This window comes from Paraburkholderia yinzeri, assembly GCF_046581065.1.
Lineage (GTDB): Bacteria > Pseudomonadota > Gammaproteobacteria > Burkholderiales > Burkholderiaceae > Paraburkholderia.
In genome coordinates this window covers 1,098,924-1,118,614 of the sequence record NZ_JBFOCJ010000001.1, presented here as the reverse complement: position 1 = coordinate 1,118,614, position 19,691 = coordinate 1,098,924, and the positions used below count along the sequence as shown (strand labels likewise).

General features: G+C 60.5%; 23 protein-coding genes and 1 tRNA gene. 1 reads left to right on the top strand and 23 read right to left on the bottom strand.

Annotated elements, in window-relative coordinates; all coding sequences use genetic code 11:
• Nucleotides 1–76: 76 nt before the first annotated feature.
• The 12 genes from WJ542_RS05460 to WJ542_RS05405 all read right to left on the bottom strand — a co-directional run bounded on the left by WJ542_RS05460 (nt 77) and on the right by WJ542_RS05405 (nt 11,460).
• On the bottom strand, nt 77–1,270 hold the full coding sequence (locus tag WJ542_RS05460) for a hypothetical protein (protein ID WP_411188328.1): 1,194 nt from the start codon (nt 1,268–1,270) through the stop codon (nt 77–79).
• Nucleotides 1,271–1,363: 93 nt separating this feature from the next.
• Nucleotides 1,364–2,767: a DUF3987 domain-containing protein gene (locus WJ542_RS05455; protein ID WP_411188327.1), complete on the bottom strand. Its 1,404-nt coding sequence runs from the start codon at nt 2,765–2,767 to the stop codon at nt 1,364–1,366.
• Nucleotides 2,764–3,093 carry a hypothetical protein gene (locus WJ542_RS05450; protein ID WP_411188326.1) on the bottom strand — a complete coding sequence of 110 codons (330 nt, stop codon included), beginning with the start codon at nt 3,091–3,093 and terminating at the stop codon, nt 2,764–2,766. The genes WJ542_RS05455 and WJ542_RS05450 overlap by 4 nt, the downstream gene beginning before the upstream one ends.
• Nucleotides 3,094–3,937: 844 nt before the next feature.
• A complete protein-coding gene (locus tag WJ542_RS05445; RefSeq protein ID WP_411188325.1) occupies nt 3,938–4,798 on the bottom strand; it encodes a hypothetical protein in 861 nt (286 codons plus the stop codon).
• Nucleotides 4,799–4,890: 92 nt separating this feature from the next.
• Complete coding sequence (locus tag WJ542_RS05440; RefSeq protein WP_411188324.1) at nt 4,891–6,090, bottom strand: tyrosine-type recombinase/integrase; 1,200 nt, start codon at nt 6,088–6,090, stop codon at nt 4,891–4,893.
• Between the two features lie 196 nt (nt 6,091–6,286).
• Nucleotides 6,287–6,362, bottom strand: a tRNA-Thr gene (locus WJ542_RS05435).
• Nucleotides 6,363–6,380: 18 nt separating this feature from the next.
• Nucleotides 6,381–6,860 (bottom strand): ClpXP protease specificity-enhancing factor, encoded by a 480-nt coding sequence (locus WJ542_RS05430; protein WP_411188323.1) that lies wholly within the window; start codon nt 6,858–6,860, stop codon nt 6,381–6,383.
• An 83-nt stretch (nt 6,861–6,943) separates the two neighbouring features.
• A complete protein-coding gene (locus WJ542_RS05425) occupies nt 6,944–7,555 on the bottom strand; it encodes a glutathione S-transferase N-terminal domain-containing protein (RefSeq protein ID WP_027797364.1) in 612 nt (203 codons plus the stop codon).
• A 107-nt stretch (nt 7,556–7,662) separates the two neighbouring features.
• Complete coding sequence (locus WJ542_RS05420; protein ID WP_411188322.1) at nt 7,663–8,448, bottom strand: cytochrome c1; 786 nt, start codon at nt 8,446–8,448, stop codon at nt 7,663–7,665.
• A gap of 18 nt (nt 8,449–8,466) precedes the next feature.
• Entirely contained in the window at nt 8,467–9,852 is a 1,386-nt protein-coding gene (locus WJ542_RS05415; RefSeq protein ID WP_411188321.1) for a cytochrome b, read from the bottom strand.
• Complete coding sequence (gene petA, locus WJ542_RS05410) at nt 9,852–10,472, bottom strand: ubiquinol-cytochrome c reductase iron-sulfur subunit (RefSeq protein ID WP_027797361.1); 621 nt, start codon at nt 10,470–10,472, stop codon at nt 9,852–9,854. The genes WJ542_RS05415 and petA overlap by 1 nt, the downstream gene beginning before the upstream one ends.
• A gap of 241 nt (nt 10,473–10,713) precedes the next feature.
• Complete coding sequence (locus WJ542_RS05405; protein ID WP_411188320.1) at nt 10,714–11,460, bottom strand: Nif3-like dinuclear metal center hexameric protein; 747 nt, start codon at nt 11,458–11,460, stop codon at nt 10,714–10,716.
• A 19-nt stretch (nt 11,461–11,479) separates the two neighbouring features.
• Between WJ542_RS05405 and WJ542_RS05400 the strand changes: the two genes are divergently transcribed.
• Entirely contained in the window at nt 11,480–12,703 is a 1,224-nt protein-coding gene (locus WJ542_RS05400) for a Do family serine endopeptidase (RefSeq protein ID WP_411188319.1), read from the top strand.
• 112 nt (nt 12,704–12,815) lie between these two features.
• Here WJ542_RS05400 and tatC read toward each other — a convergent pair whose 3' ends face one another.
• The 11 genes from tatC to hisB form a co-directional block, all read right to left on the bottom strand.
• On the bottom strand, nt 12,816–13,601 hold the full coding sequence (tatC, locus tag WJ542_RS05395; RefSeq protein WP_411188318.1) for a twin-arginine translocase subunit TatC: 786 nt from the start codon (nt 13,599–13,601) through the stop codon (nt 12,816–12,818).
• A 40-nt stretch (nt 13,602–13,641) separates the two neighbouring features.
• Entirely contained in the window at nt 13,642–14,202 is a 561-nt protein-coding gene (gene tatB / locus WJ542_RS05390) for a Sec-independent protein translocase protein TatB (protein WP_411188317.1), read from the bottom strand.
• A 43-nt stretch (nt 14,203–14,245) separates the two neighbouring features.
• Nucleotides 14,246–14,485: a Sec-independent protein translocase subunit TatA gene (tatA, locus tag WJ542_RS05385; RefSeq protein ID WP_027797356.1), complete on the bottom strand. Its 240-nt coding sequence runs from the start codon at nt 14,483–14,485 to the stop codon at nt 14,246–14,248.
• Nucleotides 14,486–14,653: 168 nt separating this feature from the next.
• On the bottom strand, nt 14,654–15,022 hold the full coding sequence (locus WJ542_RS05380; protein ID WP_411188316.1) for a histidine triad nucleotide-binding protein: 369 nt from the start codon (nt 15,020–15,022) through the stop codon (nt 14,654–14,656).
• Between the two features lie 49 nt (nt 15,023–15,071).
• On the bottom strand, nt 15,072–15,464 hold the full coding sequence (locus tag WJ542_RS05375) for a DUF4870 family protein (RefSeq protein ID WP_411188315.1): 393 nt from the start codon (nt 15,462–15,464) through the stop codon (nt 15,072–15,074).
• 166 nt (nt 15,465–15,630) lie between these two features.
• Nucleotides 15,631–15,999 (bottom strand): phosphoribosyl-ATP diphosphatase, encoded by a 369-nt coding sequence (locus WJ542_RS05370; RefSeq protein ID WP_411188314.1) that lies wholly within the window; start codon nt 15,997–15,999, stop codon nt 15,631–15,633.
• Nucleotides 15,996–16,412: a phosphoribosyl-AMP cyclohydrolase gene (gene hisI, locus WJ542_RS05365; protein ID WP_411188313.1), complete on the bottom strand. Its 417-nt coding sequence runs from the start codon at nt 16,410–16,412 to the stop codon at nt 15,996–15,998. The genes WJ542_RS05370 and hisI overlap by 4 nt, the downstream gene beginning before the upstream one ends.
• 1 nt (nt 16,413) lies before the next feature.
• On the bottom strand, nt 16,414–17,187 hold the full coding sequence (gene hisF / locus WJ542_RS05360; RefSeq protein ID WP_411188312.1) for an imidazole glycerol phosphate synthase subunit HisF: 774 nt from the start codon (nt 17,185–17,187) through the stop codon (nt 16,414–16,416).
• Nucleotides 17,188–17,236: 49 nt separating this feature from the next.
• Entirely contained in the window at nt 17,237–17,989 is a 753-nt protein-coding gene (gene hisA, locus WJ542_RS05355) for a 1-(5-phosphoribosyl)-5-[(5-phosphoribosylamino)methylideneamino]imidazole-4-carboxamide isomerase (RefSeq protein ID WP_411188311.1), read from the bottom strand.
• A 183-nt stretch (nt 17,990–18,172) separates the two neighbouring features.
• Nucleotides 18,173–18,814 carry an imidazole glycerol phosphate synthase subunit HisH gene (gene hisH / locus WJ542_RS05350; protein WP_411188310.1) on the bottom strand — a complete coding sequence of 214 codons (642 nt, stop codon included), beginning with the start codon at nt 18,812–18,814 and terminating at the stop codon, nt 18,173–18,175.
• 273 nt (nt 18,815–19,087) lie between these two features.
• On the bottom strand, nt 19,088–19,675 hold the full coding sequence (gene hisB / locus WJ542_RS05345) for an imidazoleglycerol-phosphate dehydratase HisB (protein WP_027797348.1): 588 nt from the start codon (nt 19,673–19,675) through the stop codon (nt 19,088–19,090).
• Nucleotides 19,676–19,691 lie beyond the last annotated feature (16 nt).

The window sequence follows — 19,691 nt, the reverse complement described above, 5'->3', positions numbered from 1 at the left end:
TCATTAGCTTAGCAAAATCAATAGGTTAAGTGTTTTGGATGCCGTTTTTGGGCTACACGCCCATGTGGCTACACGATCATTCAGTGCAGCCAACACGCCCCCTGACCGACCGTCGTGCGCCTCGGGTCTTGCGCTCCGGGATGCCAAAATACTCCCCTGCGGGTTCGTTTTCGAGACGCACCAGCGCTCGTCGGCAAGCGAAGTAGCCGAGCGTTTCCCGGAGCTTTTCACGCCCGCAAACGTCATCGGCGCGAACGTCACCATGCACCCACTGCCTGGGGTCGTACAGTCGGCCAATCCAGTCTCCGCGACGATAGGTTCCCCGCCCGTCAGTCGCTATCCGAACCCAGTACGCTCCGATCAGATCCGCGTGATCCTCACTGGCCCCACCCCTCTGGGCCGCTTCACTGTCTATGTCATCAAGCACCTTCTGCAAGGCAGCACTGCTGAACAACAACGTAAGGTGTAACTCATAGCAGCCGTCAACTGTCGGGATGATCGCCCAGACGTACCCCGGTGCGGCGGTAAAGAGGGCTGGCTTGCGTCTCAGGCGATCAAAAAAGAGCGCGCGGGATTTACGGAGCAATTCGAGATCGCGCCGTTGATCGTCCATCGGTACTGCGACCCAACCGGCCGTCGCCTTGACGTGCGACAGACGGAGATGAAGCACCGTCACGCTATCATGCTGGGAGAAGAAATCCTGAAGGTAGGTGTTCAGGTTCGCCACGTTCTCGCAACTCCCCAAGCTCCAGTTGTGAAGCTCGCGCCGCAGTAGCTTTCGGGCATGCATGATCTGCCGAAAACTGGCAACGAAGTCGTTGTAACTTTCCGCAATCGAGGAATCCAAGTACTCAACACTTTGGCATTTTGCGTCTCCCCGGTAGCCGGAGATGTCGCTGCTGAAAAATACCTCCCCCAGTAGTCGCAGATGCGGGGCAAACAGGAATTGATTTGCGTACGGGCCTGACGGATTGAGTATCGTTATATCGGCCATGAGGAATGGAAGCATGGCTGCCAGCTTTCGGGCCGCGCTGTCGAACTGATTCTGCGTGTAAACGAACTTGCGGGGGTCAGAACCAGCATGAAAGGGGGCGGTAGTGGCTTCAAGCGCGAGGCAGACGAATTGCTCAAGCCTTAGCGCCCGAGACATTTCGGGGCCGTCCAGAATCGTGTCCGGATCAATACGAAATGCCAGATGGCGATCGACATGCGTGGCTAGTCCCACGTTGTTCCAGGGAAGAATGGGAGGGATATATTCTGGTGGCGTCATTGCGCTGCTCTGTATAGTGCGATCCGGGTCGGCATAGTCTCGCAAGCTACTCGTCCATCCACCGTGAGGTGAACGGAAGAGCCACTCGTGCGATCAGCCGATGTGGGACAGTTTGCCCCGACAGGCTGACCGAGGTGCGAAAGGATAGGAGTCCAGTTCTAACTTGACGACGCGTCGCCCGTTTTCGGTTCGCGGGATGACGTGGGCCAACCCCTCACCGCAGATCGACGTGATGGCCTCTTTCATTTCGGCCCTGTTCCAACCGAAGTTGGGCGCCAGTTCCTCGATGTCGGATTTCCGCCAACTCACCTCTCGCCATCTGTACTGGCGGTCGTAAAGATAGTCCAGCAGGCGTTGAGCGCGTTGTGCCACCTCAGGTATCGGCTTTGGCGGAAATACCGCCGTAAGCCACTGAGCCCCGAAGAATTCGGCGATCGTCACGGCGCGATCCATCGTGTCGAACGAGACAGTGCCTTCGTAACGCTCGAACACGTGCATGCAGCCAGCAATCCGACGAGCATTTGTGGCCAAGCGTACGGCAAAGACGATCTCGTCTCTCTCGTCCAAAGCGGCGCTTGCCATGTACTGGAAGTGTTCTTGGGCACGCCGCAGTATCTGCTCCGCCTCCGAACTGACCTCGATAAGCGGTAACTGGCTTACTGACATCGTGTTGAGCTTGATGCTCGCGCCCGTGATCAATTCCACGATGCGCTGATCGTAGTCGAGCAAAGCCGATTCCGATTGCGTGGCCCCCGCGCCCTCATGAGACAACTCGTCGGTCTCCATCATCAGCAGGCGGAACAGATAACCCGAAGCGATTGCATCCTGCGCATGCTTGTCGAGCCAAGCACGATGCGCGTCATCCTGCACATTGATGCACGTGACAAAAATTGTGCTGTCCGGGACATGCTCGGCGATGTCGTCCCCGTCGTCGGCACGATCAAACGACGGTATGTTGCTGTCATACAGGTCGCTCAAGTCATGGAATGAACGGCCAAGCTGGCTCCCGAGATAACCACGCCCCTCCGGCATACTGAGCATCGACCAGATGCTACCGCCGCGAATCTTGCGCAACAGAGCGGGAAGCGTCACGTTGTCGAACAGCCAACGCTTTCTCCAGCCTTTCATCGCCTCCTCGACAGGCGCATTGAAGCGGTCATGTGCCTTCGACTTGCCACTCAACCGCGCACCAGCGAACAAGATATGCAAGCCGAGCGGCATCGAATGGCCGTTGCGATCACGAATACGGAAATTGCCCGCAACGGCAAAAGAGACTTTGCCGAGGATGTTGGCGAGGGTGGCACCGTACCCCGCGCCATGGATCGCATGGCACTCATGAGCCGCGCGATACATGCCAGGGGTCAACGCACTGATGGCTCGCTGGACCTTCGGCGGATAATAGCCTGTCGGCAGATGGCTCACCTCCCGCGACACGCAGATGCGATTTTGCGAGGGAACGAAGCCCCTGCCACCGTTGTGGACCGTGGCGTTCATCATGCAACGACCTCTTCATTCCCGCTCTTAGGCATCGAATTTGCAGGTTGGTCAATCGGTTTGTCGTAGTCATTCCCAGAACCGTTCCTGACGACTTGCTCTTTGAGCTCCGCGTACAACAGCTCAGCCTCACGCTTCGTTAAGCACGGGCCCCCGCTTTCGCGAATCAACGTGACAATCGGCGACCATTTCCAGCCATGCGCCAAAGCCTCATCGATCACCGGAACGAACGGATGCAAGCGCGCGGACTTGATCTGCTCGCGCGACTTCTTCAAGCGGATCGCTTGAAGTGCGCCAACCACGTCCGGTGTTCTCTTTTCGGATTTCATACCCTGTCTCTTCATCATGAGCTTCCCTCTCTCAACTAATTTCATATGCAATCCTAAATTTATAGATAGGAAGATTGCCAACCACGTATCTCTCGCTACGAACCTCACGTTGGCAGCAAAGCTTACCTACTAGCCCCGCTCCCCCGTTGCTTTGACCGACCCAGCCAGTTGCATCACACTACAGTCATTACGATGCGAACTCGATCCATAGCGCCTACTTTCGCGAACTGCATGACAGTTGCATTCGACCTCTCGCAACAAACGCCCTCTATCGGGGTAGCGGTCACTTTTCCACCGAATGGCCTCTTCGTTTGACTGTTGATCCGGAATTACATGGCCAAACCTCAATCCATTATTGGAGCCATATCGCCATCCTTCGCCTACTCCTTTTCGGCACTGGATTTTTTGGCTAGATAATTGGCCGTCGCTTCACCCAAGATGCGTGTCGCGTTGCCAATCTTGAATGGCTTTGGGAGGTCACTGCCCTCACGTTTCCACTCCGCATAAGCCCACGACTTCGACTTAGCTATGATTGAACAAAATTGCTTCACACTAAGAACCGGGGGAATTTCATTCAACGTCATACGACACCTTTTATTCATAAGAACTGCAGCAAAGGACCCCGCGAGAGTACTTCGGTAATGCTGCGTTGATTGTCAAGATAGAACGTGGCCAATGAACCACACCTAACCTACCTGCATCGATCTGTGCGGCTCTTCGCGGCACAGATCGATGGACATATGTTAGGAAAGTGACGCCAGTACCGACAGACGTCTGCTAAAAATAAAATTTCGGGCACAAAAAACCCCTCAACTGGAGGGGTTATAGGGTACGATCAGGATGATCACTCTTGGAGTTTGACAGAATGCGGAAATCTGTCCGGTGATTCTTCCAGCCAGCCGCCGATTGTTCTCGCAAGGTTTTCGCACTTCAGCCCGTGGTTTTCGACAAACTGGGAATACTCCCCAGTCAGTTCATCCGCGACCTCATCAACAGCTTGACTGGTGGAATTCCATCCTTCAGGACTCGGACTTTGTAGAAGAAGCTCGGCGACCTTCTTTTTTACCTCTTCATTGCGAGCTGCTTTGCCTCTGCCCCCCGTACGCGCGCGAGCCTCGAATCGCCTCGTTGGGTCAGGAATGAACATCCCTTCGCCCGACCAATAAGTACCCCACTTAACATTGCGCGATGCCTGCTCTAGGTCATTCCTCGCCAATGCTTCGGTTCCCTCAATAACATGGGCAATCGCCAAAATCGGTGCCGCAAAATGAGCGGAATATCCAATGCCAGTGATAGCCTGCTTGAATAATAAACCTCGAAGCTCTAGATCTTCAGTTGAACGGCCTGATCTCATTTCATCTTTAAGTGTGACAACCCAATCTAGCCACGTATCGTTTAGCGAGTTTTTTGAAATATAATTTTCAACTGACGCTTTAATTGCATCTAGCTTGTTCTGCAACTCGTCACTAGACTCAAGAGGGTTAGAACGTGGGCTTGGTAGAACCTGTACATTCCACTTGCCGGCATCCGCCCGAGTATGAACCGTCGTGATTACAAGCGGCTTTTTCTCGTGCTCTCGATACAGCTCAAATTTCAGACTAATCTTAGTCACGCCTTTCTTTTTAAAGAGACGTTTGAGAAGATTCCCCGCTTCCTTGAAGCTCATCTCGACTTTCAGCGCAGAATTAGGTTTTTCGATCTTCACATCTATTCGGCCTCGTTAAATCAACGCCTATCAATATATTTTTCCAATGCCGCATACAAACTACCAAACATCAATACTTCCGCAGCGAATCATCATCCTTCCATACCAGCATTCGCCTTAAGTGTTCCCAAGTAATCAGCCCATTTCTGCATCATAGCCCGACGCTCCTTGATGAATTTTGTGCGGTTATACGCTTTGCCGAGTGCATCGGGAACCGTGTGAGCAAGCTGGTGCTCAATAACTTCTGGTTTTTGTTCCAACTCTTCGTGCAAAATCGTGCGTGCCATCGCCCGAAAGCCGTGACCGGTAATTTCGCTGCGGGTGTCGTAACCCAAGCGCCGAAGAGCAGCATTGATGGCTGCATCGCTCATCGGGCGCTGGGTTGAACGCGCCCCCGGAAATACGTAACGGCCATCTCCGGTCAACGCGTGAAGCTCGCGCAGAATCTGGACCGCTTGAGTTGCAAGCGGAACTAAATGCTCGGTCTTAGTCTTCGTGACAAGGTATCGCCACTCGCTCTTATCCAGATCAAACTGTGTCCATTCAGCTTTGCGTAGTTCCCCGGGCCGCGTGAACAACATGGGGGCGAGCTTAAGCGCACACAGAACCGGAAACGTCCCAGAAAAGCCATCGAAAGCCCGCAGCATCGCGCCTACCTTATCCGGATCAGTGATAGAAGCAAAGTGCGTCGTTTGCGCCGGTGGTATCGCATTGACCAGATCACGAGCCGGGTCATGCTTACAATAGCCTTCCTTGATTCCGTAGCGGAATGCACGGCTAATCTCTCCACGAACCTTGTGAGCCGTAAAACGAGCGCCACGACTATCAATCCGCTTCAGCACCGTCAAGACTTCAGGCGCATCGATTTCGGCCACTGGCCGCTTTCCAATCCACGGAAAGACATCCTTCTCGAAGCGGGCCTTGGTCTTCGCCATCGAGCCAGCCGTAACATACGGTTTGAGTTCCGCCATCCAGCCAAGCGCGACTGCCTCGAAGGAATTGGTCGCTGCGAGGTGAGCCGCCCGCTTATCGGCTTTCTTCGCCTCGCCGGGATCAATACCCACAGCAAGCTTCTTCCGGGCATCGTCACGCTTTTCCCGAGCAACAGCTAACGGCACGTCTGGGTAGACGCCCAAGGCAAGTCGCTTCTCCTTGCCTAGAAAACGGTATTTGAGCCGCCAGTATTTTCCGCCAGACGGCGAAATCTCAAGGTACATGCCGCCGCTATCAGCAAGGCGGTATGGCTTTTCACGGGGAGCGGCTTTGCGAATCGCGATATCAGTCAACGGCATAAGGCATTTACCTTACAGCGCTAGGGGGCACTTTTCCCGGGGGCATTTGCGATATTGCAGAGACTCCCCCGGTGGTGCCCCCACATGCCCCCGGATTCAGGCGGGCACCGTCGGACAACATCGGAATAAAAAAACCCGCTAAGCCTTATGCTATCACGGGTTTCTGGATTTCCGAGGACAACCTCGGATGGGTAATTGGTGCCGGCTGCAGGACTCGAACCCGCCACCTGATGATTACAAATCAACTGCTCTACCAGATGAGCTAAGCCGGCGTAGCCCGCAATTCTACTTCATTTCACGATCTTGAGGTGACCCTTGCCGGCTTTCGCCCCGTCGTCGCCCTTTTCGGGCGCGGCGGCTTCGGGAACATCGACGGGCTCTGCGGGCAACCCGGCCACAGTCCCTTCTTCATGCTCGTCCCGCTCGGAGGGCAGCACGTCACCGGCATCCCCCGCCGCCGCTTCGACCGGGAACGCCATGCCCTGTCCGTTCTCGCGCGCGTAGATCGCGAGCACGTTCGCCACGGGTACCTCGATCTTGTGCGACTTGCCGGAAAACCGGGCATTGAACTCGATCGCCTCGTTGCCCATCTGCAACTGGCTCGTGGCCTCGAAGCTGATGTTCAGCACGATCTCGCCGTCGCGCACGAACTGGCGCGGCACACGCGTCCGGTTATCGACCCGCACCGCGATATGCGGCGTAAAACCGTTATCGGTGCACCACTCGTACAGCGCTCGAAGCAGATACGGCTTCGTGGAAATCTCTTGCATCAACGATCCTTTGCCGGGGCTGCACGCCGCACCGAAAACGCCGCGCACCGCCCCTGATTGCCTGCAGGAAGGTCCGCAGGAACTTAGCGGCGCATCACCTTTTCCGACGGCGTCAGCGCTTCGATATAGGCCGGACGGCTGAAAATACGCTCGGCGTACTTCATCAAAGGCGCCGCATTCTTCGACAGTTCGATGCCGTAGTGATCCAGACGCCACAGCAGCGGCGCGATCGCGACGTCGAGCATCGAAAACTCTTCGCCCAGCATGTACTTGTTCTTCAGGAAGATCGGCGCGAGTTGCGTGAGGCGGTCGCGAATCGCGAGGCGCGCCTTCTCGTGGTTCTTCTCGGCGGCCTTGCCCTTCTCGTTTTCGAGCGTGCTCACGTGCACGAACAGTTCCTTCTCGAAGTTGAGCAGGAACAGGCGCGCGCGGGCGCGCTGTACCGGGTCGGCCGGCATCAGTTGCGGATGCGGAAAGCGTTCGTCGATGTACTCGTTGATGATGTTCGACTCGTACAGGATCAGGTCGCGCTCGACCAGAATCGGCACCTGACCGTAAGGATTCATCACGGCGATGTCTTCCGGTTTGTTGAACAGGTCGACGTCGCGGATTTCGAAGTCCATGCCCTTTTCGAACAACACCAGCCGGCAACGCTGGGAGAACGGGCAGGTAGTGCCGGAGTACAGAACCATCATGATTTACATTTCCTCAATAAACCCAAAAGGCCAGCGGGCGATCACTCCGTCAGACGGCTTCCAGACGGTTTGCTCGCGGCGCCGGCCCCACGTCGGTCAGGACGTGACTATTTGATATCTTTCCAGTACGCGGCGTTCAGCCGCCAGGCAAAAAAGCTCAGAATGCCAAGGAACAGCAGTACCCACACGCCAAGCTGCTTGCGGGTCTTCTGTTCCGGTTCCGCCATCCAGTCCAGGTACGCCACCAGATCGCCCACGGCGGCATCATAATCCACCGGCGAGAGCTTCCCGGGCGTAACCTGATCGTACCCCGCAAAGCGGTGCGTCTTTTCCCCGCTTTCCAGGTCCGTCACGTCCTCGAACTTCGCGTTGCGTATGCCCTGCAGTTGCCAGAGCACATTCGGCATGCTCACGTTCGGATACACGAGGTTGTTCCAGCCCGTCGGCCGCGTGTCGTCGCGGTAAAAGCTGCGCAGGTACGTGTACAGCCAGTCTCGTCCGCGCGCGCGCGCCTCCACGGAGAGGTCCGGCGGCGCCACGCCGAACCACGATTTCGCGTCGTCCGGCCGCATGGCGATCGACATCGTGTTGCCGACCTTGTCGGTCGTGAACAGGAGATTGTCCTCGATCTGCTTCTGCGGAATGCCGATTTCCTGCAATGCGCTGTAGCGCATCAGATTCGCACTGTGGCAGTTCAGGCAGTAGTTTACAAACAATTGCGCGCCATGTTGCAGCGAGGCAAGATTTTCGCTGTTATCGGGCGCGCGGTCGAGCGGAATGTTTTCCTGGGCTCGCACCGGCCCCGTGGCAAGCGCGCAGACCAGCGCCAGCGCGGCCACGCCGAACCCGGCGCCCGCCCGCGTGAGCGCCGCATAGAGGGATTTTGTCGTCATGTTTTCCTCGCTCACGGGTTAATGGGGCTTGAACCGCACGCGCTCGGGCGGCTGCTTGAACGTGCCAAGCGGCGTCCAGACCGGCATGCCGAGGAAAAACGCGAAGTAGACGAGCGCGCAAACCTGGGCGATCAGCGTCGCCGCTGGCGATGGTGGTTTTGTCCCCAAAAATGCCAGCGTCAGGAAGGCGATAACGAAAATCCCGAGGAAAACCTTGTGGAATGTCGGCCGGTAGCGGATCGACTTCACTGGCGCCCGGTCGAGCCACGGCAGGAAGAACAGCGAAATCACCGCCGATCCCATCACCACCACGCCCCAGAACTTCGACTCGGTGAAATACATCGCGAGGATCACGAGGATGGCCAGCACGGGCAGCCCCACGCGCCATTTGCCGCGCGCCCGCACGAGCGAGAGCAGTCCGAGCAGCGCGATCACGATCATCAGCACGATCTTGAAGGGGTCGGTGGTGGCGCGCAGCATCGCGTAGAACGCCGTGAAGTACCACACCGGCGCGATTTCGGGCGGCGTCTGCAGCGGGTTGGCCGGGATGAAGTTGTTCGCTTCGAGGAAGTAGCCGCCCATTTCCGGCGCGAAGAACACGATCGCCGCGAAGATCATCAGGAAGATGCACACGCCCATGAAGTCGTGCACGGAGTAATACGGATGGAACGGAATGCCGTCGAGCGGAATGCCGTCCGCGTCCTTTTTCTCCTTGATCTCGATGCCATCGGGGTTGTTCGACCCCACTTCGTGCAGCGCGACGATATGCGCGACGACGAGGCCGATCAGCACGAGCGGAATCGCGATCACATGGAACGCAAAGAAGCGGTTGAGCGTGATGTCCGAAACGACATAGTCGCCGCGGATCCACAACGAAAGGTCCGGGCCGATAAACGGAATCGCCGAAAACAGGTTCACGATCACCTGCGCGCCCCAGAACGACATCTGGCCCCAAGGGAGCAGATAGCCGAAGAAGGCTTCGGCCATCAGACACAGGAAGATCGCACAGCCGAAAATCCAGACGAGTTCGCGCGGCTTGCGGTAAGAACCGTACAGAAGCCCGCGGAACATGTGCAGATAAACGACCACGAAGAACATCGAGGCGCCCGTGGAATGCATGTAGCGGATGAGCCAGCCCCACGGCACCTCGCGCATGATGTACTCGACCGACGCGAACGCGAGCGTCGAATCGGGCTTGTAGTTCATGGTGAGGAAAATGCCGGTGACGATCTGGTTCACCAGAACGAGCAAGGCCAGCGAGCCGAAGAAGTACCAGAAGTTGAAGTTCTTCGGCGCGTAGTACTCGGACACATGCGCGCGCCACGTCGCGGTGAGCGGGAAGCGCCTGTCGATCCAGCCGAGGAGGCCCGTCGTCTCCACCTTGTTGTCGGTTCCCGTCGCCATCACGCTTCTCCTTGTTCGTCCTTGCCGATCACGATCTGCGTCGGGGACGTGAACATGTACCGGGGGATGTCAAGGTTCTGCGGCGCGGGCTTGTTCTTGAACACGCGCCCGGCCAGATCGTAGGTGGAGCCGTGGCACGGGCACAGGAAGCCGCCGGGCCAGTCGTCGGGCAAATTGGGCTGCGGGCCCTCCTGGAAGCGCGGCGTCGGCGTGCAGCCCAGGTGGGTGCAGACGGCAACCGCCACGAGAATGTTCTTGTGCTCGGGACGCGAGCGGTATTCGTTCTTGCAGTATTCCGGCATCGGCATGGAGAACGGATGCTCGGAGTTCGGATCCGCCAGCTCGGGATCGGCCTTCACGACATCGGCCATCATGCGGTCGGTGCGGTTCAGGATCCAGACCGGCTTGCCGCGCCAGGCCACCGTCATCATGCTGCCGGGCTCGAGGCCGGTGATGTCGACTTCGACGGGCGCGCCGGCGGCGCGGGCCTTTTCGGATGGTGCAAACGAAGCTACGAACGGTACGACGGTGGCGACGCCTCCTATGCCACCTGCTACGGACGTCGCAATCAGCCAGGTTCGGCGGCTGCCATCGACGCGGTCATTTTCATTGTCTCGCATCACATCGCCCCACTTCTGAGTTGGATTTATCCGTCACGCCGTGCTTACCCGCGTACTGCCGAACGCTAGTTTGCGCGAATGGAGTCGGCATTTACAAGGGGCGACCTCCAAAAAGCGCGCGAAGTCCTTGATATGTCGGGGTTTTCCCGCACGAAAAAGGAGATTCCTGGTTGGCCGTTGTAAACGCTTTCTGAATAAATCCGGTGCGATGACACCTCGTGCAGGACACCCGCCAATCCACTCAGACCGGATTGTGAATGTCGATGAAGAGATGCTCGATGCCGAAAGTGTCTGCCAGATGCGAGCCCACCGCCTGCACGCCGAAACGCTCGGTCGCGTGATGGCCTGCTGCGAGAAACGCCACGCCGCTTTCGGCCGAAATATGGAAGGTCGGCTCGGAAATCTCGCCGGTGAGGTAGACGTCGGCACCGGCATCGATCGCCGCCTCGAAGAGCCCCTGTGCCGCGCCGGTGCACCAGGCCACGCGACGCAGCTCCCAGTCGGGATCGCCGATCACGAGCGGAGCGCGGCCGAGCGTTTGCTCGACCTGCGCCGTAAAGTGCGCAAGCGTGATCGGCATGGGCAGCGTCGCCATCCAGCCGAGGTCCTGCTCGCCGAAGCGCTGCTCGCCGATCCAGCCAAGGCGGGCGCCCAGTTGGGCGTTGTTGCCCAGTTCCGGGTGGCTATCGAGCGGCAGGTGGTAGGCAAAGAGGCTCAGGTCGTGCTGTAGCAGCGTCTTCAGGCGCCGGTACTTGCGGCCCGTGATTTGCGGCGCCTCATTCTTCCAGAAGTAGCCGTGATGGACCAGCACGGCATCGGCACCCCATTCCAGCGCGGCTTCGAGGAACGCGAGCGAAGCGGTCACACCCGTCGCGATCTTCTCCACCCGGCGGCGCCCTTCCACCTGCAGGCCATTGGGGCAATAGTCCTTGAAGCGCGCGGCTTCGAGAAGATTGTTCAGATACAATTCCAGTTCGATCCGATCCATATAATCCTCTAATCCTCAGATGCTTAGACGCTTTTGGCTGTTCTTCGCCCAGGCGGTGACGGTCCTGCTCGCGTTGATGTTCATCGTCGCAACGCTCAAGCCACAGTGGCTGCAGCATCAGGGGCAATTGGGCAAGCAGCTTGCCGAGCCAATCGTGGCGCTGCGGGAGGTGGCGCCCAGCATTGGCATCGGCGGCGGCCCGGCGCAGGGCTCCTATGCGGACGCCGCCCAGAAAGCGATGCCCGCGGTCGTCAACGTGTTCTCGAGCAAGGACGGATCGCTCCCGCCCGACCCGCGCCAGAACGACCCGCTGTTTCGCTACTTTTTCGGCAATCCCAACAACAATCACAAGCAGCAGGATCAGCCTGCCGCGAACCTCGGCTCGGGTGTCATTGTCAGTCCGGACGGTTACATTCTAACGAACCAGCACGTCATCGACGGCGCCGATCAAATCGAAATCGCGCTCTCGGACGGCCGCACCACGACCGCGAAGGTCGTCGGCGCCGACCCGGAGACCGATCTCGCGGTACTCAAGATCAATCTGCCGAACCTGCCCACCATCACGCTCGGACGCATGGATCAGGCGCGCGTGGGCGACGTGGTGCTCGCCATCGGCAATCCGTTCGGTGTGGGCCAGACGGTCACGATGGGCATCATCAGCGCGTTGGGGCGCAATCACCTCGGCATCAATACGTTCGAAAACTTCATCCAGACCGATGCGCCCATCAATCCCGGCAACTCCGGCGGCGCGCTCGTGGACGTGCACGGCAACCTGCTCGGCATCAATACGGCCATTTACTCGCGCTCGGGCGGCTCGCTCGGGATTGGTTTCGCGATTCCCGTTTCCACGGCGCGCAGCGTGCTGGAGAGCATCATCACGACGGGCTCGGTCACACGCGGCTGGATCGGCGTCGAACCGCAGGACGTGACGCCCGAGATCGCCGAATCGTTCGGGCTGAACCAGAAGTCGGGGGCGATCGTCGCGGGCGTGCTGCAAGGCGGCCCGGCCGACAAGGCCGGCATCAAGCCCGGCGACATCCTGCTTTCCGTGAACGGCGAGGAAATCACCGATACGACGCGTCTTCTGAACGTGATCGCGCAGATCAAGCCCGGCACGGACGCGAAGATCCACCTTGAGCGCAAGAACAAGGACATGGATCTCGACGTGCTGATCGGCAAGCGCCCGCCGCCGCCCAAGCAGCCGGAACAGGAAGACGGCGAGGACGACGACAACGGCGGCTAACCCTCACCCAGGACCGCCAGATACCGGAAAAAGCAAAAAGGCCGCGAACTTGCCGTTCGCGGCCTTTTTTGTCCCTGCGGCACGCTGCGTGCGGGGGCGACACGGGGTCAGCCTAGCTGCTGGCCGCCTGCTCCTCGTCGGCGGCCTTCTTCTCGCCGGTGCCGACGAACACGCGCGCGGCGATGATCCCGGCCTCGTAGAGCACGATCAGCGGCAGCGCGAGGATGAGCTGCGAGAACACGTCCGGCGGCGTGACAACGGCCGCGACGATAAACGCGCCGACGATCACGTACGGACGGATCTCCTTGAGCTTCTTCACCGTAAGAAGGTTCATGCGCACGAGCAGCACCACGACGATGGGCACCTCGAAGGTCACGCCAAACGCGATGAACATGGTGAGCACGAAGCTCAGGTAATTGTCGATATCGGTCGTCATCTCCGCGCCAAGCGGCGCGTTGTAGTGCGCCATCACGCGGAAGATGGTCGGGAACACGACAAAGTACGCGAACGACATCCCGCACAGGAACAGCGTGTAACTGCTCGCAACCAGCGGCGCGACGAGCTTCTTCTCGTGCTGGTAGAGGCCGGGCGCGACGAACGCCCAGATCTGGTAGAGCACGACTGGCAGCGCGATCACGAACGCGACGAGCATCGTGACTTTCATCGGCACGAAGAACGAGCCGGTGACGTCGGTGACAATCATCTTGCCGTCGCGCGGCAGGTTCTGCATGAGCGGACGCGCGAGCAGCCGGAAGATGTCCGGCGCCCAGTACACGAGCCCGACGAACACGACGATGACCGCAATGCCCGCGCGGATGATGCGGTCTCGCAGTTCGACGAGATGGGAAATGAAGGTCTCTTCGGCACCTTCATCCTGTTTTAGCTGGGGGTCGCTCACACCGGCCCTCGATTGAAGATGGACGTACGCAAGATCGGCATCAGAAGAAGCGCACCGGCCGGCGCAGGCTGGCCGGCGTATGCTGCGCGACACGCGCCGCACCCGACTGCACGCGTGTGCGCCGCAGCGTGGCACGCTTGTACCAGACGGGCGTGGTGGCCTGCTTCACGCGCCAGTTCTTGCGCCTGGCCGGCACGGCGCCGGCGTTGCCGCTGCGCCAGGATGATGCCCCCGCGTCCGCGGTGACGCCCGCGACGCTTTCGGCTGTTATAGCGGCGTGATCAGCCCCGCCCGCGATGCTCGGCGACACCGAAGTCCCGGCGCTCCACGCGTCGTTCAGTTCGGCTTCCTGCTTGCGCAGGTTGTCGTGGACGGTCTTTTCGACGTTGGTCGCCGCCTGCTCGAACTCGGTCTTCATGCGGCGCAGCTCGTCGAGTTCGATCTCGCGTGTGACTTCCGCCTTGACGTCGTTGATGTAGCGCTGCGCGCGGCCGAACAGGGCGCCGGCCGTGCGCGCCACACGCGGCAACCGTTCCGGTCCGAGCACGACCAGCGCGACGACGCCGATCAGCGCCATCTTGGTAAGACCCAGATCGAGCATGAGTGGAAGCTTCCGTCAGCCTGCGGTGGGACGGACGACCGCCTTAGCGGTAGTCCGTACGTTCGCTCTTGTCCTTGGCCTCGACATCGACCGTGCCGCCATTGGACGGCAGCTCGCGCTTCTGCGCGTCGGCGCCGGCGGCCTCGCTGTCACGCATGCCTTCCTTGAAACCCTTCACGGCACCGCCCAGGTCGCTGCCGATATTGCGCAGTTTCTTCGTGCCGAAGACGAGCGCCACGATCAGCAAGACGATCAGCCAGTGCCAGATGCTCAACGAACCCATGATCCCAATTCTCCTTGACCCCGCCGTCGCGCTTCGTCCATGCGGCGGGAAAATCGCAGCGTGCCGTCGGCGCGCCTGCGTATTGACGCCGCCCATCGAAACGGGGCGGCGTAACCCGAAAATAGTGCCGGTGTAGTGTGGCCGCAGTGTGGCGTTCGCGTGGCAGCGTTAACCCATGCGATGCCACGGTCGCGGTCCGGCAAGCAGATGGGCGTGCAGGTGATAGACCTCCTGCCCGCCGCCGGGCCCCGTATTCACGACGGTGCGAAACCCGGTATCGCCGCCGGTGTACGACACGCCAAGCTCCTTCGCAAGCCGCGCGACCAGTACAAACATTCTACCAAGCAGCGGAGCGTCGTTTTCGCCGCAATCCGAAAGGGTAGAAATATGCTGGCGCGGAATGACGAGTATGTGCGTTTGCGCTGCGGGGCGAATATCGCGAAAAGCGACGAATTCGTCGTCCTCGTAGACCCGGGTGCTCGGAATCAGCCCGTCGGCAATCTTGCAGAAGAGGCAGGTGCTGCGATCGTGACTCATGGTGCTCCAAGGTCAATGGCACGCGATAGACGCCCGGATGCCGGGGTACTCAGACCCACCCGCGCGGGTCGGCCAGCGGCTTGTTGTCGTACAGATACAACCAGCCTTTGATGATACGGTACAACGTCCAGATTGCGACAGCCCACAGGACCGGAACGCCGACCAGCACGATGATGAGGGCGACGCCGATGAGGTGCCCGGCCAGCGCGAGCCAGAAGGTGCGGATCTGCCAGGTGAAATGCTGCTCGTAGGGCGTGCCGAGCGCCTCGTCGCGTTTGAGGTAGTTCAGGATGATCGCGATGAGTATCGAGATGCCGCCGGTGAGCCAGTACACGGCATAAAGCGCGTAGAGCACGTGCGTCAGGGTGCGCAGGCTGCGCAGACGATCCGCTTCGACCGGATCGCGAACGGTGGGAGGCGGATATCCGCCGGGCATGGACATGCTGCTCGTCTCCTGTCGATCCGGAGTTAGTGCTTTAGCTGTCGGCCGGAGTTAGTGCTTTAGCACTTACTTCGGCCCCATGCAAAGCTCTTACTCCGGTCCCATGCAGAGCTGTCGATCCGGAGTAAGTGCTTTAGCTGTCGGCCGCCCGCCTCGCCGGCACGGTTCAGTCGCCGTTCTGCTCGCGCTCGCGGCTCTTGCGCAGTGCCTTTTCCTCGAGACCCGAAAGGCCCTCGCGACGTTCCAGCTCCGCCAGTACGTCGGCGGGACTCAGGTCGAAATGCGAGAGCGCCACAAGGCAATGAAACCACAGATCGGCCATTTCGCCGACGAGCGCCGTCGGCGCGCCGCCCTGGCGCAGATCCTTCGCCGCGAGCACGACCTCGGTCGCCTCTTCGCCGACCTTCTTGAGCACCGCGTCGTCGCCCTTGTGGAAAAGGCGCGCGACGTAAGAAGCGTCCGGATCGCCGCCCTTGCGGCTGTCGATCACCGCCGCGAGGCGCAGCAGGGTGTCGTTGGTGCTGAGTTGCGTCATTTGTAGATGTGTTCGGGGTCTTTCAGCACGGGATCGACGGCGACCCAGCGGCCCTCGTCGACGGTGCCTTCGAATTGCTGGAAGAAGCACGAATGGCGGCCCGTATGGCACGCAATGCCCGAAACCTGCTCGACCTTGAGCAGCACGACGTCCTCGTCGCAGTCGAGGCGGACGTCGCGCACGTGCTGCACGTGGCCCGATTCCTCGCCCTTGAACCACAGACGCTGGCGCGAGCGCGAAAAGTACACGGCACGGCCCGTTTCGACCGTCTTCGCGAGGGCCTCGCGGTTCATCCACGCGAACATCAGCACGTCGCCCGTCGTCGCTTCCTGCGCGATCACGGGCACGAGGCCGTTGGCGTCCCAGTTGACCTTGTCGAGCCAGGCCGATTTTTCGATAGCGTTCGTCGTCACGTCACAACCTCACCGAGATGCCCTGATCGGCCATGAAGCGCTTCGCCTCGCCAACCGTGTGCTCGCCATAGTGGAAGATGCTCGCCGCCAGCACCGCGTCGGCATGACCCTTCACGATGCCGTCCGAGAGATCCTGCAGGCCGCCCACGCCGCCCGAGGCGATCACGGGGATCGGCACAGCGTCGGAAACGGCACGCGTGAGATCGAGGTCGAAGCCGCTTTTCGTGCCGTCGCGGTCCATGCTCGTGAGCAGGATCTCGCCCGCGCCGAGCTCGGCCATCTTGCGCGCCCACTCGACCGCGTCGATGCCGGTCGCCTTGCGCCCGCCGTGCGTGAACACCTCCCAGCGCGCGGGCTCGCCGGGCGCCGAAGTGCGCTTCGCGTCAACGGCGACGACGATGCACTGCGAGCCGTACTTGTCGGCGGCGTCGCGCACGAGTTGCGGATTGGCCACCGCCGAGGAGTTCATGCTGATCTTGTCCGCGCCCGCGTTGAGCAGACGGCGCACGTCCTCGACGGCGCGCACGCCGCCGCCGACCGTCAGCGGAATGAACACCTGCGAGGCCACCGCTTCGATGATCGGCAGGATCAGGTCGCGCTGGTCGGAGGTCGCGGTGATATCGAGAAACGTGAGTTCGTCGGCGCCCTGCTCGTCGTAGCGGCGCGCGATTTCGACGGGATCGCCGGCGTCGCGCAGTTCGACGAAGTTGACGCCCTTGACGACCCGCCCGGCGGTCACGTCGAGACAGGGGATGATGCGTTTGGGTAGAGCCATGATCTTGCCGATGTTGCCAGTCGATTGAGCCGCGTGGCGCTTGACGTTATCAGGCGTCGTCCGATTCGCGCAGGCTGTCTGCACGGGTCTGGGCCTGGGTGAAATCCAGATCGCCCGAATAGATGGCGCGGCCGCAGATCACGCCTTCGACGCCTTCGTCTTCCACTTCGCAGAGTGCGTCGATGTCGGCCAGGTTCGAGAGGCCGCCGCTCGCGATGATGGGAATCTTCACCGCGCGCGCAAGGCGCACTGTTGCCTCGATGTTGATGCCCTGGAGCATGCCGTCACGGCCGATGTCGGTGTAGATGATCGACTCGACGCCGTAGTCTTCGAACTTGCGCGCGAGATCCACGACTTCGTGGCCCGTGAGCTTGCTCCAGCCGTCGGTGGCGACCTTGCCGTCCTTCGCGTCGAGACCGACGATGATATGGCCCCCGAATGCCGTACAGGCTTCCTGCAGAAAGCCCGGGTTCTTGACCGCGGCCGTGCCGATGATCACGTACGAGAGGCCGTCGTCCAGATAGCGCTCGATCGTGTCGAGGTCGCGAATGCCGCCGCCGAGCTGCACGGGAATCCGGTCGCCCACTTCCGCAATGATCTCGCGGATCGCGTCTTCGTTCTTCGGCTTGCCTGCGAAGGCACCGTTCAGGTCGACGAGGTGCAGGCGCCGCGCGCCGCGCTCGAGCCAGTGTCGGGCCATGGCCCCCGGCTCTTCGGAGAAAATCGTCGCCTGGTCCATATCGCCTTGCTTGAGGCGTACGCAGTGACCGTCTTTGAGATCGATGGCCGGAATCAGCAGCATAGCTATCGCGTGTTATCTGGGAAGAAGGTTGAATACAGCCGGCGCCGGTCGAGAAAAAGGCCGATCCGACGCCGTTTCGCTAGTTTAGTACAAGTCTTTCGGCCGTCTTGCTGACGCAAATCGGGTTGGCGGTCGCACTGGCCGAACGGCCGATGCCCGCGCCGCGCGAGCCCGTCCGGGCCATCACGGGTTCCAGTGGACGAAGTTGCGATAGACGCGCAAACCCGTCGCCGCGCTCTTTTCCGGGTGAAATTGAGTGGCGAAGATGTTATCCCGCGCCACCGCCGAGGTAAAGGCGGCGCCGTAAGGCGTCTCGCCCACCGTGTGAGCCGTGTCGTCGGGCACGACGTAGTAGCTGTGCACGAAGTAGAAGTGGCTGCCGTCGGGCACGCCTTCCCAGAGCGCATGCGCGCGCGTCTGGCGCACGACGTTCCAGCCCATCTGCGGCACCTTGAAGCGGGAGCCGTCGTCCTGCAGTTGCCCTTCCAGCTCGAAGCGCACGACCTTGCCGGGCAACAGCCCGAGGCCCTTCGTGTCGCCCTCGGCGCTCCAGTCGAACAGCATCTGCTCGCCCACGCACACGCCCATCAGCGGCTTCGTACGCGACGCCTCGATCACGGCCTCCTGCAGGCCCGATTCGGCGAGCGAGCGCATGCAGTCGGGCATCGCGCCCTGGCCCGGCAGCACGACGCGGTCGGCCGCGCGGATCGCCTCGGGGCGATCGACGATGGCTACGTCGGCTTCGGGCGCCGCCTGTTTCAGCGCCTGGGCCACCGAACGCAGGTTGCCCATCCCATAATCCACAATCGCAATTGAAGTCTTCATCTCGAATCAGGCCGCGTGGGCCCTGGCTCCTGGCTTGATCTGGCGGAAGCAATGCGTACGCGCCCTTCGCATGCCGTCCAATCCTCATCACCTTGCGGCGACGGCAATCCGGTATCGCCGGCACGAAGCGGCAGATCGCCGGTGCGGCAAGCCGCGCGCGGACCTGGCCGCACTGCGCAACCGGCACGCCTGCGCCACCGCGCAAAGGGCGCGGCGTGCTAACCGGAGTGCGTCGGGCCTGCGTGCGCCGCTCGTCGTGTACGGTGTAGGTCGTTAAAGGCTGCCCTTCGTCGACGGAATCCGGCCCGCCGCGCGCTCATCCAGCTCGGAAGCCTGGCGCAGCGCCCGCCCGAAGGCCTTGAACACGGTTTCCATCTGATGGTGAGCATTCAGCCCGCGCAGATTGTCGATGTGCAGGGTCACGCCCGCATGGTTGACGAAGCCGCGGAAAAACTCGATCGACAGATCGACGTCGAACGTGCCGATGCGCGCGCGCGTGAACGGCACGTGAAATTCGAGGCCCGGACGGCCGGAGAAGTCGATCACGACGCGCGAAAGCGCCTCGTCGAGCGGCACGTAGGCATGGCCGTAGCGGCGAATGCCCTTCTTGTCGCCGATAGCCTGCGCCACCGCCTGGCCGAGCGTGATGCCGACGTCCTCGACCGTATGGTGATCGTCGATATGCGTATCGCCATGCGCCTCGATTTCCAGGTCGATCAGACCGTGTCGTGCGATCTGGTCGAGCATGTGGTCGAGAAACGGCACGCCGGTCGCGAGCTTCTGCTCGCCGGTGCCGTCCAGATTGATCTTGACGCGGATTTGCGTTTCGCTGGTGTTGCGAACGACTTGCGCGACGCGCATGGCAATTTCCTTCAAA